This window comes from Gottfriedia acidiceleris, from assembly GCF_023115465.1.
GTDB classification, from domain to species: Bacteria; Bacillota; Bacilli; order Bacillales; family Bacillaceae_G; genus Gottfriedia; species Gottfriedia acidiceleris_B.
This window is the reverse complement of the sequence record NZ_CP096034.1, coordinates 1,878,514-1,893,918: the sequence shown is the minus strand read 5'-3', so window position 1 is coordinate 1,893,918 and position 15,405 is coordinate 1,878,514. Positions and strand designations below refer to the sequence as shown.

The following is a 15,405-nucleotide window of genomic DNA, read 5'->3' as shown; positions in this document are numbered from 1 at the left end:
AGAGAGTTGTTTTATTTTGTATTACATTATTTATTTATCGAAATATCCGCTGAATAAATTGTATGAACATTACCTAAGTGGTCTTCAATCAATAATTGACCTTCATCAGTAATTCCAATTGCATTACCAACAATTTCTTCGTTTAAAGTCGTGGCTTTTATTTGTTTCCCTAACGAAATTGCATAGCTTTCCCATAAAATCTTTATCGGTTTAAATCCTTTTTCTAAAAATATTTCGTAGAACTTTTCGAATTCAGCTAATATAGCTTGAATTAAATTAGCTCTCATAAAGGATTGTCCTTTTTCAATACGTAATGATGTAGCAATATCTGCTAATTCTAATGGGTAATCTTCTTCAACTTGATTAACATTGATTCCAATACCTATTACAACACTCTTAATGCAATCCGCGTCTCCTTGCATTTCAGTTAAGATTCCACATACTTTTTTATTATTGATTAAAATATCATTTGGCCATTTTATATTAGGATGTAAACCGGTCACTTTTTCGATTGCTGAAGCAATGACTACAGCTGTTAATAATGTTAGCTGAGGTGCTACTCTAGGTGAAATAGCTGGTCTAAGGATAACACTCATCGCTATTGCTTTTCCATCTGAAGTTAACCAGTTTCTTTGTAATCTGCCTCGACCTAATAATTGACGCTCAGCTAAAACGATCGTACCTTCTGGAGCATCATTTAGCACTAATTCATTAGCTATTGTTTGGGTTGAATTAGTTTCTTCTTGGTATACGACATTTCTTCCAAATTTTTTCGTTTCTAAACCAAGTTGAATATCCGTTGGAGTTAATCGATCAGATTTACCTGTTATTTTATATCCAACCTTTCTAACAGCTTCAACTTCAATTCCTTCGTCTTGCAATTCTTTCATATATTTCCATATTGCAGTACGTGAAATTCCTAATTCATCACTCAAAAATTGACCTGATAAATATTCATTACTATTTTCCGTAAACAATTGTATAATTCTTTCTTTTACTTTTGAAGCCAATTTATGAACCACTCCTTAACAGCAAGTTGGTTATTCTCAAGCTGGTTCTCTACTAATTGAAACTCTATTTTACTTAATACTTCTTTCAACCATGGACCACCTTTTAATTGTGACCATTCTAATAAATCATTACCTGTAATACATATATCTGACATTGAATAAATCGGTAATTGTTTATATAAATTCTTTAATAAATCCTCATTAAATTCATTTGCATCAATATTGTCAAGGACATACTGTAAACGCTCATATTTTATTGCATCCGGTAATCCAACTTGATATAACTTAATATTGCTCCAATTAATTTTCTTCTCAGTTAACAAATTATAAACCTTTAGTATTTGTTTCATGCGACTATTCGACATCTTCCAACTTCTTAAAACCTGTTCTGGGTTATCAAAATTACATTTATATAATATTAACGCCCAAATCTCTTCGATTGTTTTTAATGATTGAATAGGTAGGTCTAGTAGATTTCTAAACTGATTTGTATATTCTTTTAAGCTTGGAAGATGATTTACTAAATTTGTTTGTAATAATAGTCCAATACCTTTTTTAGGTGACTTTCCTATTAACATTTTTTCTATTTCAACCGAAATGCGTTCAATTGCTATGTTTTCAATTAAATGTTTATTTGATTTAATTGCCTTAAACGTTTCATCATGTAAACGAAAATCTAATTGACTTACAAACCGTATACCTCTTAGCATTCTAAGAGCATCTTCTTGAAATCTTTCCTTAGCCTCACCCACACATCTAATTAACCCATCATAAAGATCATTTGTACCATTAAAAGGATCTATTATTTCATTTTTTGTCGTCATCGCAATGGCATTCATTGTAAAATCTCTTCGTTTTAAATCTTCTTCGATTGATTTTACGAATGTAACCTCCGATGGTCTACGAAAATCATGATATGTTGATTCAGTTCGGAATGTTGTAATTTCATATGGCTCACTATTTTGTATAACTAAAACCGTTCCATGCTGTAATCCAGTCGGAACTGTTTTTGGAAATATTGACATAACCTCTTCAGGTAAAGCTGAAGTTGCAATATCAATATCCCCAATTGTTCTATTTAATAATTTATCTCTTACACAACCGCCGACAAAATATGCCTCGAAGCCATTTTTTATTAATTTATCTACGATCGGCTTTGCTTTATCAAAAATTTCCATATTATTTCATTCCTAATAACTCATTATAAATGGATAAATATTGTGAAACGATTTTATTTGATTGAAATCTTTCTTTAACAATTTCATTGGCGCGACTTGATATGCGTTTATATAGTTCTTCATCTTGTAATAAGTTCAGTGTATAATAAGCGATTTGTTCAATATCTCCTAGCTCACAAATAAATCCGTTTTCCCCATGTTCGATTACTTCTGGAATCCCACCAACTCTAGTCCCGATACATGGAACTCCACAAGCCATCGCTTCAAGTAATACTAAACCAAAGCTTTCTTTTGACGAAAGAAGTAATTTTATATCGCTCATTGAAAGTAACTCTTCAACATTCTCTTGCTTTCCTAAAAATAAAACATCATCCTCAATACCAAGCTCTCTTACTAATTTACATAAACTTGAGATTTCCGGACCATCACCAACTAATAGTAACTTAGAGGGAATTTCTTTTCTTACTAAGTTAAATACATCTACTACATCTTTAGTTCGTTTAACTTGGCGGAAATTAGAAATATGTATAATGACTTTTTCATGCTCTAAAATCCCGTACTCTGCTTTTAATGCCCGGCAATTTCTTTTATAATACACTCTTTCATCAATAAAATTATACACAGTTTGTATTTCTTTATCAGGGTTCACTAATTCCTCTGTTTGACGTATTAAATCATTTGAGACCGCAGTTACAACATCTGATTTTTCAATCCCAAACTTAATTAACTCTGTTAAAGATGAGTCATAACCAAGAACAGTTATATCTGTACCATGTAATGTCGTTACAATTTTAATATCATGATGAATCATTTGTTTTGCTAGAACAGCACATATTGCATGCGGAATCGCATAATGTACATGTAAAATATCTAATTTTTCACGGTTTGCAATTTCAGCCATCTTACTCGCCAATGCTAAATCATATGGAGGATATTGGAAAACTGAATATTGATTTACTTCAACTGCATGATAATAAATATTAGGATATACTTTATTTAAACGAAACGGCATACTTGATGAAATAAAATGAATTTCATGTCCTAGTTCTGCTAATAACTTTCCTAGCTCAGTCGCAATCACACCAGAACCGCCTACTGAAGGATAACATGTAATCCCAATTTTTAATTTCATTTTATCTCTCCTAAACTTCTTCATTTCTTCTTATACTAACCAATCTGCATTTAATAAAAGTGGTCTCTTTGCCATAAACCCTTCCCCATATGGCACTCCAACTTCTTTCCCAAAAATTTTCTCTCTTGCAATTACGCTATTTACATAGTCGTTTGTTAAAGGCGTAACTACACCATCTGGACCGGGAGTAAATTGACTTTCATATGCTTCTAAGGCTGCCCTTTTGACTTCAATCGTTTCTGAAACATCAACTATAAAATTAGGTCGATGAAACCCATTAATCATATATTGAAAAACGTGTTTTACCTTGTGAGCATCATGATTAGTATTTACATTAAATTTTCTAATCCCAGATGAAAATACAGCTTCTTCTACTATTTTTGTACAATTACCATGATCAGGATGACGGTCCACTTCATATGGCGAGAAAATAATACTAGGCTTCGTCATTCGAATTAAAGCAGCTACTTGTTTAATTGCTTCCTCAGATAAGTACAGACCCCTATCTGGTAATGATAAATTAAAACGATTTGAAACCCCTAAAATCTTATCTGCTTCTTCAGCTTCTTTTCTTCTAATAAAAGTATCCCCATTTGATGAGAGCTCCGCTTCAGTTAAATCACAAATAGCAACTTTATAGCCTAACTTAGTAAACTTAGCGATCGTGCCTGCCATTCCAATCTCAACATCATCCGGATGCGCTCCAAATGCTAGTACATCAAAATATTCCACTTATCTCACTCTCTTTCAAACTAACTAAAAAATTTCACAACTGCCTTAGCAGTTTGAATGTTCGTTGCCACCGGGACATGAAAAACATCGCATAGCCTTAATAAAGCATTTACATCTGGTTCATGCGGTTGGGCAGTTAATGGATCTCTAAAAAAGAAAATCGCATCCATTTTCCCTTTAGCAATTAATGCACCTATTTCTTGATCTCCTCCGAGTGGACCAGATTGAAAACGATAAACTTTTAAAGCTGTATTTTCCATTACACGTAGTCCTGTAGTACCTGTTGAAAATAGTTCATGCTGCTGAAAAAAAGATTCATTTTCTTGAACAAAAGTTACTAATGCGTCTTTTCTCTTATCGTGAGCAATTAGAGCTATTTTCACTACCTACACCACCTTAGTCCATAATATTTTCTAAACCGTAGACTAGCTCTGTAAGCTTCATTACTTCCTCAACGGCTACTTTTACTCCAGACATAAAAGAAGCTCGATTCATTGAATCATGTCGAATTGTTAATAGTTGGCCATCTCCACCGAATAAAACTTGTTGATGCGCAACTAAACCAGGTAATCGCACGCTATGAACTCTCATTCCATTTAGATCAGCACCACGAGCTCCTGCTTCAGTTTCAACTTCATTTGGATGTCCTTGAACTTTCGATTCACGAACTTCCTCAATCATTTGAACTGTTTTAAGAGCTGTACCTGAAGGCGCATCTAATTTTTGGTCATGATGAAGCTCAATAATTTCGATATCTTTAAAATATTTCGCCGCCATTGCAGAGAACTTCATCATTAATATAGCACCAATGGCAAAATTTGGCGCAATAATACAACCTAGCTCATTATTTGAAGCTAACTCTTTTAAATCATTAAGCTCCTCTTTTGTAAAACCAGTTGTACCAATTACAGGGCGAATACCATTTTTTAATGCTAAAAATGCATGTTTTTTTCCTATTTCAGGTGTTGTTAAATCAACAAGTACATCAAAGCTTTCATTCTCAATACATTGCTCTAATGTTTCATATATTTTTGCTTCACCTTTAAAGCCTGGGTTAACCGTTTGGATTTGTTCTCCACCTAATTTATAATCTACTGCAGCTATAAGGTGAAAATGCTCAGTTCGATCAATTAATTGTAAAGCTTCAATTCCCATTTTACCTCTAGGTCCTGCTAATACTACTCTAATTACTTTTTCCATTTTAAACTTCCTTCCTTGTCCAACGATCTTTATCTCGAGTATTAAACTTCTTCATCACCATATCATGTGCTTCTTGCAAGTCTATATTTAGGCTATTTGCTAAACAAATCATAACAAATAATACATCACCTAGCTCTTCTTCAATTAGCTTTTCTTCTTCAGTGCTTTTCTTAGGCTTTTCACCATAGGTATGATTGATTTCTCTAGCTAACTCACCCATTTCTTCAGTTAACCTAGCCATCATTGCTAAAGGACTAAAATACCCTTCCTTAAATTGACCTATATATGTATCGACTTCTTTTTGCATTTCTTTCATCGTTTTTTCGCGCATACTAATATCAACTCCTCAATTAAATCTTATCGAATTGACCACTTTTTGACAAATTATATATTATTTTACTTGAAAAAAATACAAGATAAGATAAAAATAAGAGTTTAGGGTAATTTTTACATTATGGAGGAAGTATATGATTTTTAAATTGAAGTTACGCAATATCTTTTTTATTATTTTAGGTTCTGCCATTTTTTCTTTTGGAATTATGAATATAAATATTCCAAACAATCTAGCTGAAGGTGGCTTTACGGGAATTAACTTAATTCTTTTAGCTGAACTAAATATTCCCGTTTGGATCTCAAACTTAGCCTTAAACGTCCCTTTATTTTTTATTGGTTGGAGATTACTTGGTACAGTGACAATGCTTTATACAATCATTGGAACTGTTGCAGTCTCTTTTTTCTTAAAATTATTTGAGAAATTTACTTTCAATATAGATGTTCATGGCGATTTAATGTTAGCTTCATTGTTTGCGGGTGTATTTATTGGTGTAGGTTTAGGAATTATTTTTCGATTTGGTGGAACGACTGGTGGTGTCGATATCATCGCTCGTTTAGCATATAAATACAAAGGTATTAATATGGGGAAAACGATGTTTATTTTTGACTTTGTTGTCATCACACTTTCACTTTTAACTTACTTAAAAGCATATGAAGCAATGTATACTCTAGTTGCAGTTTTTGTCGGAGCAAGAATAATTGATTTTATGCAAGAAGGTGCATACGCTGCTCGTGGAGCAAATATTATTTCTGAGAAAAATGATTTAATTGCCGCTCGTATTATGAAAGAAATGGAACGAGGCGCAACTTATTTAAAAGCAACTGGAACATTTACTGGAGAAAGTAAAGACGTTTTATTTTGTGTCGTACCAAAAAACGAATTAGTTCATTTAAAAAACATTATTCAGGATATCGATCCACACGCTTTTGTAGCCGTTACAGAAGTGCATGATGTTCTAGGTGAAGGCTTTACATTAGATGAAAATAAAGTCCCTCTTCACCCATAATTTTTAACTCAAAACAAAAAGAGGTTCTTGGCATTGGTTGCCAGAACCTCTTTTTGAATTATATTGATATTAATCATCACTACGTGTCATACCAGTATAAATTAAAATTAATCTTAATAATTCAGCGACGGCTACCGCTGCCGCTGCAACATATGTCAATGCAGCTGCATTTAAAACACGTTTTGCATAAACATGCTCATTTGAATTAATGATGCCCAAAGTTGTAATCTGTTTTAAAGCTCTACTAGAGGCATTAAATTCAACAGGAAGTGTTACAACTTGGAACAATACACCTAGTGCTAATAAAACTATTCCTATTAAAAATGCACCTGATAGGCGAGAAAACATACCTATTAAAATAAATATATAAGAAAAATTGGAACTGAAATTTGCAACAGGTACTAATGAATGACGGAATCTTAAAAAGCTATAGTCATTCGCATCTTGAATTGCATGTCCTACTTCATGAGCAGCAACTGCAGTACCCGCAACTGAATATCCATGATAATTTTCAGTTGATAATCTTACAACTTTTGCACGTGGATCATAATGGTCAGATAAATATCCTCGAGTTTCCTCGACTGCCACATTGTATAATCCATTTTCATTTAAAATTTTTCTCGCTACTTCTGCACCCGTTAAATGTGATGTAGAACCAACTTGAGAATACTTTCTAAAAGTTGATTTAACCTTCATTTGTGCATATAAAGGTACTAGCAACAAAATTAAAAAGTAAATTAAATAACTCATTGTAATTCCTCCAAGGAGTGTGATTTTACGATATTGTAATAACTTTTAGAGAAATTTGTCAATCATTATGATGTTCTCTTCTTTTTTTGTTCTTATTTCGATCACCTATATATTTTCTCCAACCGACATAACTTAATGTACCGACAATAATAATCCCTGTTGTAAAAATTGTCCAAATAGAAACAGGTGGAATAATTGAATTCCCTTGATCGAAAATGAATAATAATTCACTTTTTGTCTCATCCAACTTTTGTTGAAAAGCCGGTATAGATTCTTGGTTAATACGATAATCATCTAAAAACGAAACAAGTGAATTTATTTTTTTTACTTCATCATATGGAAGGTCCATGATAAGACTTGGATAAATAATCTCAAATTGGTGTAAGAATTGATTTAGTTGCGTTTCATATGCTTCAGAATTACCTCGTTTATATGCTGACTCCATATTTTGTAGTGGAGTCATAACGGACTTTTTCATTTCCTTCCACATTGGTTGCATTGTCGTTTCTCCAGCATCAATCAATAATCTCAAACCAAGTACATCAGCAACTTTTTCTTGTGGATCACTTGCATCATTTGTTAAAGATACAAGCGCATTTTGAAAAGTAACTGAAATGGTTTCTAACTCCTTTGGTGTGAAGTCCTTATTCTTTTTTGCTGACGCCATATACTTTGATTCTAATTGTTCTAATAAATTAGCGCCATGTACATAATCACCATCTTGTACTAAAGAGAGCGATTGTTCAATTAGTGAAGTTTCTTGATCTATTTTAGCGTACCCTTTTACGGTATTAAATGAAAAGAAAATAAAAAAAACACTTATCCCCGCAATTAATTTTTTCATCAAACCCCTCCCTCATAACTACTAATAATTATGAGAGAAAGGACAAGATTAGAACTTGTTCAAGCATTAGCTCTTTTTTTAAAAATTAACTGGTAATAAGCGATTAAAATAACAAATATAGTTAACCAAAATGTAATTAAAGCAATCCAAATTCTGTAATCTGAAAGCATATAGTATTCTGGCATTGTTCCAAATACATAGTCTAAAATAAGATCTTGTAAAATCCAAATACTTGCAACAGTCAAGTGCCATTTTTTAACTATAAATGTCGGTGCATACAAAACAGCTTGGATCGCCATTGCTCCATGTGAAAAAATTAATAAGTATGCAACCGCATCAAGTCCTCCTGATAAATAAAGAACCATTCCATTCATTAATACTGCCCATATACCATATTTCATCAAGCTTACATATGCTAGTGCCTCTATTAATCCATTCCGTTTATTTAGAATGAAAAGTAGCAATACAATACAAAAAAATAAAGATGCAGTTGGACTATCAGGAACAAAAATTTTTAACCAACCAGGAGTAATCCCAAGTTGAGATTTATACCAATAGTATCCATAGATTGTTCCAAGTACATTTACTATAAATAAAGCAATTAAGTTAGGTTTAAGCCGTAGCATACTGTAGATAATGTTCACTACTTCACTTCATCTCACTTTCACTGAGGAGATTTAATAAATTTATAACACAAAGTTCACAATTTATATGTATCATCACATTTTTAACATGTTATTATTTCAGTATACAATACAACATAAAAAAAGAGTCGAAAATTCGACTCTCTTTTAATTATTCTGTTTTACCTGCTTTTGAAACGAATTCAGCTAGCACTTTAAGTTCTGCGTCAGTGCCTTTAAAAACACCAGCTGGCATCGCTTTTCGACCGTTTCTTGCGATATGAGCGATTTCTTCAGGTTTTAAACCATTATTTTGAAGGCTTGGAGCTGCTGCGCCACCTTGAAGATTATCGCCATGACAAGATACACAAGTATTTTTTTGCAATAGTTTATATGCTGGATCTTCTTTATTTAATTCAACAAAAGTACGAATTTTACCTTGTTCTTTTTGTTTTTTCCAGTCATGGTGAGCCGCAGCTTCCCATGTTAAATAAATTACACCAGATAAAGCTAATAACATAAAGCCTGTAGCTAAAGGACGTTTAATTGGTTTTCTATGTTCACTTCGATCTAAGAATGGCGCTAATAATAAGCCACCAAACGCTAATCCAGGAATTACGAAAGCACCAATTACGTTATAGTCACCAGAAGCATAGCTATATTTTAAGAATTGATATAAGAATAAGAAATACCAGTCTGGTAGTGGCGTATAGCCAGTATCAGTTGGGTCTGCAACCCTCTCAAGTGGAGATGGATGTGCAATTGTTAATGTTAAGTATCCAATTAAGAAAACTGCTCCTACCATCCATTCTTTTAATAAGAAGTTTGGCCAGAATGCTTCAGTTTTACCAGGATATTCTGAATAATCCTTTGGTACATTAGGTTTACGTCCTGCCATTGCAGGTACACGTGAGTCACCTACAAATTTCATTCCTTTACCGCGATGCATGTTCTCCCTCCTTTATTTCGACACACTTTAGTCATTTTTTACTAAAGCCCCATGCACTAAATCTTATAGTGGACCTGAAATACCTTGCTTACGAATAATTAAGAAATGGGCACCCATAAGAGCAAGTAAAGCACCAGGTAAGAAGAATACATGGATTGCGAAGAAACGAGTTAATGTTTGTGCACCGATGATTTCCGGATTACCTGCAATTAACGTTTTCACTTGCTGTCCAATAAATGGTGTTTGTTCAGCAATTTGCAGACCTACTTTAGTCGCAAATAACGCTTTCATATCCCAAGGTAATAAATATCCTGTAAAGCCTAATCCAAGCATTACGAAGAAGATTAAAACCCCTACAACCCAGTTAAGCTCACGAGGCTTTTTATATGCGCCTTGGAAGAATACACGTAAAGTATGTAAAAACATCATAACAATTACTAAACTTGCACCCCAGTGATGCATACCACGAACGATTTGTCCGTATGCAACGTTGTTTTGTAAGTAATAAACTGATTCCCATGCATTTTTGATATCTGGAACATAGTACATTGTTAAGAACATTCCAGATAAAATTTGAATAACTGTAACGAAAAATGTTAATCCACCGAAGCAATATACGAATGCTGAAAAATGGTGTGCTGGATTAACGTGTTCTGGTACTTCATGATCAGCGATATCTCTCCAAAGAGGCGTAATTTCTAATCGCTCATCTACCCAGTCGTAAATTTTGTTAAGCACGATTATTTACCTCCTGTATTTGGTTGTAGTTTACCAAGATAGAAAGAATCACCTTTCACTTTTACTGCATAGTTGTCTAGTGGACCAAGCGGTGGTGTACCTTTAATGTTTTTACCATCCTTATGGTAACGACCGCCATGACATGGACAGAAGAATTGATTTGGAAAATCTTTATTGTCATTCCAACCAACTGTACAGCCTAAATGCTTACAAGTAGGTGATAACGCAACGATGTCTCCATTCGAATTCTTGTACACCCATGCAATGTGTGACGCATCAGATTTAACCCAACCATCAACCTGCGCAACTTTAAAGTCAAAGCGCTTCGGGTCAGTAGATAAATCTTTAACTAGTCCAACTTGCACCATTGCTCCAGCTGCTTCTTTTTGTAAGACTGGGTCAATGGCAAAACGAGCCAATGGCATAAGCATTCCTGCTGCCATAAAGCCGCCTACACCTGTTAAAGTGTAGTTTAAAAACTGGCGTCTTGAAACCTTTTCACTCATGAAAATTCCCCCCTCTATCACAAGTACTCCTGTACGGACAACAGCTATAATAATAAAACTAGGACACTTTCATAATATAATAACAAATTTAGAAGGTCAATAATATCCTAATAATAATCATAGTAATAATGTTGTTTTTATTTTTATCCCCATATTTTAGAAAATAATGCATTTATGTGAGATAATTGTTTATCTACTATTACTCGTTGTGATGCTTCATCTAAGCTATTGATATTTAAATTAGGTAACCAAATTAATGATTCATCCATTTCAGCTTCTGACTGTCTCCAATCAAAATCACATGTTAAATAAAAAACATGCTTAATCCCACTAGCTTTAAACTCTTCATTCCAAGCTTTTAATCGGCTTATTTTATTAGATTCTTCAGGTAAATAAGTAAATTCCGGAGCGATTACAACTCTGCCTTTATATGTACGTTCAAGTTCTGAAGTAAGAATTATTAAGTCCTCTCTTTGCTCAGCTAGACCAATATTTTCTTTTTTCAAAGAAACAGGACACAGTGGAATAATGATCGTATCGATGTATTCCAGATTCTCAATAACTTGATTTAATTCATTAGTTGTCCATTTCATCAAAATTACCTCTTTCTATTAAAATAATTTATTTATAATTGTGAAATTTTTGTGAACAAATTTCTATTTTCCATTTAACCATACATTACTATTTTAAGAAAGAGAAAAAGCCCGCTAATAGAGAATTTTTCAATCAGTGGAAATAGGATTTTTTGTATTCAATTCGAAGCAAATATTTCTATTAGATTAATCAATAATCCAGGAATCTTTCTTGTTAAGTGACTTTTTTACTATTTTTTTTATATGTATTTTTTTATGAGTAATTTGCTAATTTTAAGTTTGCATACTGTCATTTTAAATTTGTATAAGTTGGTTGAAATGCTGGACTTCTGTGGGATTCTAGTTAAAGAAGGCATAAGAACTATTTGGAACGCCATAATAGGTAAGACTTAAAAGCGAGGGTACATAAATGGAAATTAACCCCACATATCATATTTAACAATAAAATTTAATTCTGTTCAATTAGTAAATACCGTTTCAACAGTAAAAAAGCCCCCATAATGAGGACTTTTTTCAATTTTACATTAAGTTAATGAATTTAGTTGCTTAGTTAATTCTTGGAAAAGCTTTTTGTCTTGTTTATCTAGAGCTTCATCAATCATCTTCATCAATCTGTCTTTTTGGAAATTAATAATTGAATCTGACAATAGCTTTTCAGCAATTACGCGGTCTTTTTCGTTACTATTTAAGTTTTTTGGTATATGCGGGTTCTCTTCTAAAACTGAAACAAACATCGGATATTGAAAAGAAGATTTAAAATTGAGTTGGATATAAATATCCTCATCCCTATTTAGTCGAATATCGTGAAATGATTTCTCTGCATCCGTCGTCATAACATTTTGTTTATAAAAATGAAATGGTACTTCTTTAACACAGTTTGTCGACATCACTAACCCTCGTGGACAATATTTAGACTGTTCTACAAAATGAACCTTTTTCATTAAATAATCATGGCTCATTAGGTAATTTAAAATCCAAACACATTCTCTTTGCTTTAACTGAAAATTACTCAGAAACCACTTTACAAAATCTTTCTTCTCATTCACAGATACAGGGGTTGCCATTATTAAATCCCTCCTCTGTCCTTAAAATTTGTCCCCTTTTCTGAATAAAGAAAACTACAGAATTTCATTTATTCTTTCAAGACGCTCTCTTACTTCTTCCTGTAGATATTCATCGTCTACAAGTTTACTGTAAACCTCTTTTGCTTCTTGTACTAAGCCTTCTTCAAACAATAGGTCTCCGTATTCCTTTAAGAAGGAAATTTCCTGGTTAAAGTCATTATATGCTAGACGATATTGATTTAATGCCAATTCATAATTTTCATTTCCATAATATGCTTTGCCTAAGTCCCAATTAAAATGAGGATCTGAAGCTCCATGCTCAATGGCTAGTTCAATTGTACTAATTATGTCATCAAAATCTTCCTCTTCGAAAAGAATTCCGACTAATAACTGAACTGCCTCAATTAGCGATGGATCATAAATTAATGCTTCCTGTAAATGTTTTTTACTTGCATCTAAATTCTTCATTTTACGCGCTAATTTTGCTGCTGATAAAAGGCATTCTACATTTGTTTCATCAACAAGTAAAGCTTTTTGTAATATATCATAGCCTTCTTGAATTTGGCCTTCAAGGTCATGTGCTTTACTTAGCCATAAATGTGCTACCAAATATTCAGGGTCAAAGAAGATTGCCTCTTCGAACACAGGAATAGAGGCTGCATAACGTTCAGCTTGAAATAGCGTAATTCCATATCCTAATAGTGTATGGAAGTCCTTTGTTGTCTGAATTCCTTTTTCATAATAAGAAATTGCTTCTTCCCATTCACCTTCAGCACTTAAACATTCAGCAAGTCTTAAATCTTTATTTACTCCACTCACTTCAATTTCTTGATTAGCAAGTTTTTCGTAAAATGGAATGGCTTTTTTATAATCATATTTACTAAAATAATACTCCCCTAATGCGAAATCTACTACAGGTTCATTCGGTAAAATTCTTTTTGCTTCAAATAATTTTTGTTCAGCTACTTCATCAAGTCCCTGAACTTGATATAGATCAGCCATTAATAATAGTGCTTGAACTCGACTTTCACTATCATCCTTTATGGCAAGTAAAATCTCTAAAGCGTCGTCTTCTAAATCTAGATCCAACAATATTTCTGCATACATTATTTTAAGATCATCGTCGTCATCATATAAGTATACTAAATCTTCAATGATATTTTTCGCATCTTCAACAAATCCTAATGATTGAAAAAGAAGTGCTGCTTCGTATTTTTCTTCATCGTTAGCAGATTTTAAATTCTTTCTTAATAAATCTAATCCCTTTTCAGTATGACCGTTCTCTATTAACTGAACAGCTTCGTATAAACTCATTCTTACACCTCATATGACTACTTAATTAATTCATTTAATTGCTCTTTAAAGTTCGGAAAAGATACAGCTATACATTCTGTATTTTCAATAATTGTATCACCTTTAGCAAGTAATGCAGCTATTGAAAGCATCATTCCCATTCGATGATCTCCATGTGAATTTACATTAGCACCTATTAAAGAACTATTCCCTTGTATAATCATACCATCTTTTGTTGCTTCAATGCTTACACCAAGATTTGTAAGTTCTGTTACAACAGTCTGGATACGATCTGTTTCCTTTACTCTTAACTCTTCGGCATCCTTAATAATAGTCTCTCCATCTGCTAAAGCTGCTGCTAGGGCTAAAATCGGTAACTCATCGATACACGTAGGAATTTCAGCCCCACCGATTACAGTTGATTTTAAATTGGCTGATTTCACTCGTATATTTGCAATTGGTTCTCCGTTTACAACTTTTTCATCCTCTAATGTTATATTAGCACCCATTCTTTCTAAAACTGTTAATATCCCTGTTCTAGTAGGGTTTACCCCTACATTTTTTAACAATATTTCGCTATTAGGAACAATCGACCCTGCTACTAAGAAAAATGCAGCTGATGAAATGTCCCCTGGTACAATAACATCTGTTGCAGTTAATACTTGGTTTCCATTAATCGATACTTTGTTTCCATTAACTACTAACTCACAACCAAATGCCTTTAGCATTCTTTCAGTATGATCACGAGACTTCTCTGGTTCAGTCACAGTCGTTGTACCTTTTGCGAATAAACCAGCTAGTAAAATTGAAGATTTAACTTGTGCACTTGAAACAGGAGAAGCATAAGAAATACTATTTAGTGAACCTCCTCTAATAGAAATAGGTGTATATGTAGCGTCTTCACGTCCATCTATAGAAGTTCCCATCATTTTTAAAGGTTTTGTAACTCGCTTCATTGGTCTTTTACCAATAGATTCATCACCAATAATAACTGAATGGAAAGGTAAACCACTTAATATTCCCATCATTAATCTTGCTGTTGTTCCCGAATTTCCTACATCAAGTACTTCATGTGCCTCTTTAAGTCCTTCAATACCTTTACCATAAACGACTACTTCATCTTCTGATACTTCGATTTGTACACCTAATTTTCTAAAACACGCAATCGTACTTAAACAATCTTCACCTAATAGAAAGTTAGTAATCTTTGTAGTCCCTTTCGCTAATGATCCAAACATAATTGCTCTATGAGATATTGATTTATCTCCTGGAATTGTCACATCACCAACTAAACGGATTTTTTCTAACTGGGAATTTCTCATCATAGTCACCTTATCTAACCTTTCTATATGTATTTACATTCCATTTTTTATTAATTCAAACCTTTTTTTTCTCTGAAATTCTATTCGACGAATTTTCCTATGTTTTTCACTTTCAATGATTAAGTTAGCCT

18 protein-coding genes are annotated in these 15,405 nt (G+C 33.1%); 1 reads left to right on the top strand and 17 read right to left on the bottom strand.

The genetic code is table 11. The features are described from left to right. Positions 1-26 precede the first annotated feature (26 nt). Genes MY490_RS09185 through MY490_RS09155 form a run of 7 tightly spaced genes read right to left on the bottom strand, consistent with a single transcriptional unit; the run spans position 27 to position 5,583 of the window. Complete coding sequence (locus MY490_RS09185) at positions 27-1,010, bottom strand: biotin--[acetyl-CoA-carboxylase] ligase (protein WP_248268916.1); 984 nt, start codon at positions 1,008-1,010, stop codon at positions 27-29. After that, the gene (locus MY490_RS09180; RefSeq protein WP_248268915.1) at positions 995-2,188 is read right to left on the bottom strand and encodes a CCA tRNA nucleotidyltransferase; all 1,194 of its coding nucleotides are present in this window, start codon (positions 2,186-2,188) and stop codon (positions 995-997) included. Before MY490_RS09180 ends, MY490_RS09185 begins: the two co-directional genes overlap by 16 nt. A gap of 1 nt (position 2,189) precedes the next feature. Then, a complete protein-coding gene (bshA, locus tag MY490_RS09175) occupies positions 2,190-3,320 on the bottom strand; it encodes an N-acetyl-alpha-D-glucosaminyl L-malate synthase BshA (RefSeq protein ID WP_248268914.1) in 1,131 nt (376 codons plus the stop codon). A gap of 30 nt (positions 3,321-3,350) precedes the next feature. Further along, entirely contained in the window at positions 3,351-4,052 is a 702-nt protein-coding gene (gene bshB1, locus MY490_RS09170; RefSeq protein ID WP_432707047.1) for a bacillithiol biosynthesis deacetylase BshB1, read from the bottom strand. A gap of 20 nt (positions 4,053-4,072) precedes the next feature. Further along, a complete protein-coding gene (gene mgsA / locus MY490_RS09165; protein ID WP_248268913.1) occupies positions 4,073-4,435 on the bottom strand; it encodes a methylglyoxal synthase in 363 nt (120 codons plus the stop codon). A 13-nt stretch (positions 4,436-4,448) separates the two neighbouring features. Next, a complete protein-coding gene (gene dapB, locus MY490_RS09160) occupies positions 4,449-5,252 on the bottom strand; it encodes a 4-hydroxy-tetrahydrodipicolinate reductase (RefSeq protein WP_248268912.1) in 804 nt (267 codons plus the stop codon). A 1-nt stretch (position 5,253) separates the two neighbouring features. Further along, positions 5,254-5,583: a nucleotide pyrophosphohydrolase gene (locus MY490_RS09155; RefSeq protein ID WP_248268911.1), complete on the bottom strand. Its 330-nt coding sequence runs from the start codon at positions 5,581-5,583 to the stop codon at positions 5,254-5,256. Between the two features lie 136 nt (positions 5,584-5,719). Between MY490_RS09155 and MY490_RS09150 the strand changes: the two genes are divergently transcribed. After that, a complete protein-coding gene (locus tag MY490_RS09150) occupies positions 5,720-6,592 on the top strand; it encodes a YitT family protein (RefSeq protein WP_069031879.1) in 873 nt (290 codons plus the stop codon). A 69-nt stretch (positions 6,593-6,661) separates the two neighbouring features. On the opposite strand, the gene MY490_RS09145 is transcribed toward MY490_RS09150, so the two are convergent. The 10 genes from MY490_RS09145 to aroA all read right to left on the bottom strand — a co-directional run bounded on the left by MY490_RS09145 (position 6,662) and on the right by aroA (position 15,274). Then, complete coding sequence (locus MY490_RS09145) at positions 6,662-7,342, bottom strand: zinc metallopeptidase (RefSeq protein ID WP_248268910.1); 681 nt, start codon at positions 7,340-7,342, stop codon at positions 6,662-6,664. A gap of 58 nt (positions 7,343-7,400) precedes the next feature. Beyond that, positions 7,401-8,186 (bottom strand): sporulation protein YpjB, encoded by a 786-nt coding sequence (locus MY490_RS09140; protein ID WP_248268909.1) that lies wholly within the window; start codon positions 8,184-8,186, stop codon positions 7,401-7,403. Between the two features lie 59 nt (positions 8,187-8,245). After that, positions 8,246-8,830, bottom strand: a complete 585-nt coding sequence (locus MY490_RS09135; protein WP_248268908.1) for a DUF1405 domain-containing protein — start codon at positions 8,828-8,830, stop codon at positions 8,246-8,248. A gap of 151 nt (positions 8,831-8,981) precedes the next feature. After that, complete coding sequence (locus MY490_RS09130) at positions 8,982-9,758, bottom strand: menaquinol-cytochrome c reductase cytochrome b/c subunit (protein WP_248268907.1); 777 nt, start codon at positions 9,756-9,758, stop codon at positions 8,982-8,984. Positions 9,759-9,821: 63 nt separating this feature from the next. Then, positions 9,822-10,496 carry a menaquinol-cytochrome c reductase cytochrome b subunit gene (gene qcrB, locus MY490_RS09125; protein ID WP_248268906.1) on the bottom strand — a complete coding sequence of 225 codons (675 nt, stop codon included), beginning with the start codon at positions 10,494-10,496 and terminating at the stop codon, positions 9,822-9,824. 2 nt (positions 10,497-10,498) lie between these two features. Beyond that, a complete protein-coding gene (locus MY490_RS09120; RefSeq protein WP_248268905.1) occupies positions 10,499-11,002 on the bottom strand; it encodes a Rieske (2Fe-2S) protein in 504 nt (167 codons plus the stop codon). A gap of 143 nt (positions 11,003-11,145) precedes the next feature. After that, the gene (locus tag MY490_RS09115; RefSeq protein ID WP_248268904.1) at positions 11,146-11,595 is read right to left on the bottom strand and encodes a DUF2487 family protein; all 450 of its coding nucleotides are present in this window, start codon (positions 11,593-11,595) and stop codon (positions 11,146-11,148) included. Between the two features lie 524 nt (positions 11,596-12,119). Beyond that, entirely contained in the window at positions 12,120-12,659 is a 540-nt protein-coding gene (locus MY490_RS09110; protein ID WP_069031873.1) for a ReoY family proteolytic degradation factor, read from the bottom strand. A 54-nt stretch (positions 12,660-12,713) separates the two neighbouring features. Beyond that, complete coding sequence (locus tag MY490_RS09105) at positions 12,714-13,973, bottom strand: tetratricopeptide repeat protein (RefSeq protein WP_248268903.1); 1,260 nt, start codon at positions 13,971-13,973, stop codon at positions 12,714-12,716. A gap of 17 nt (positions 13,974-13,990) precedes the next feature. Further along, entirely contained in the window at positions 13,991-15,274 is a 1,284-nt protein-coding gene (gene aroA, locus MY490_RS09100; protein ID WP_248268902.1) for a 3-phosphoshikimate 1-carboxyvinyltransferase, read from the bottom strand. Positions 15,275-15,405 lie beyond the last annotated feature (131 nt).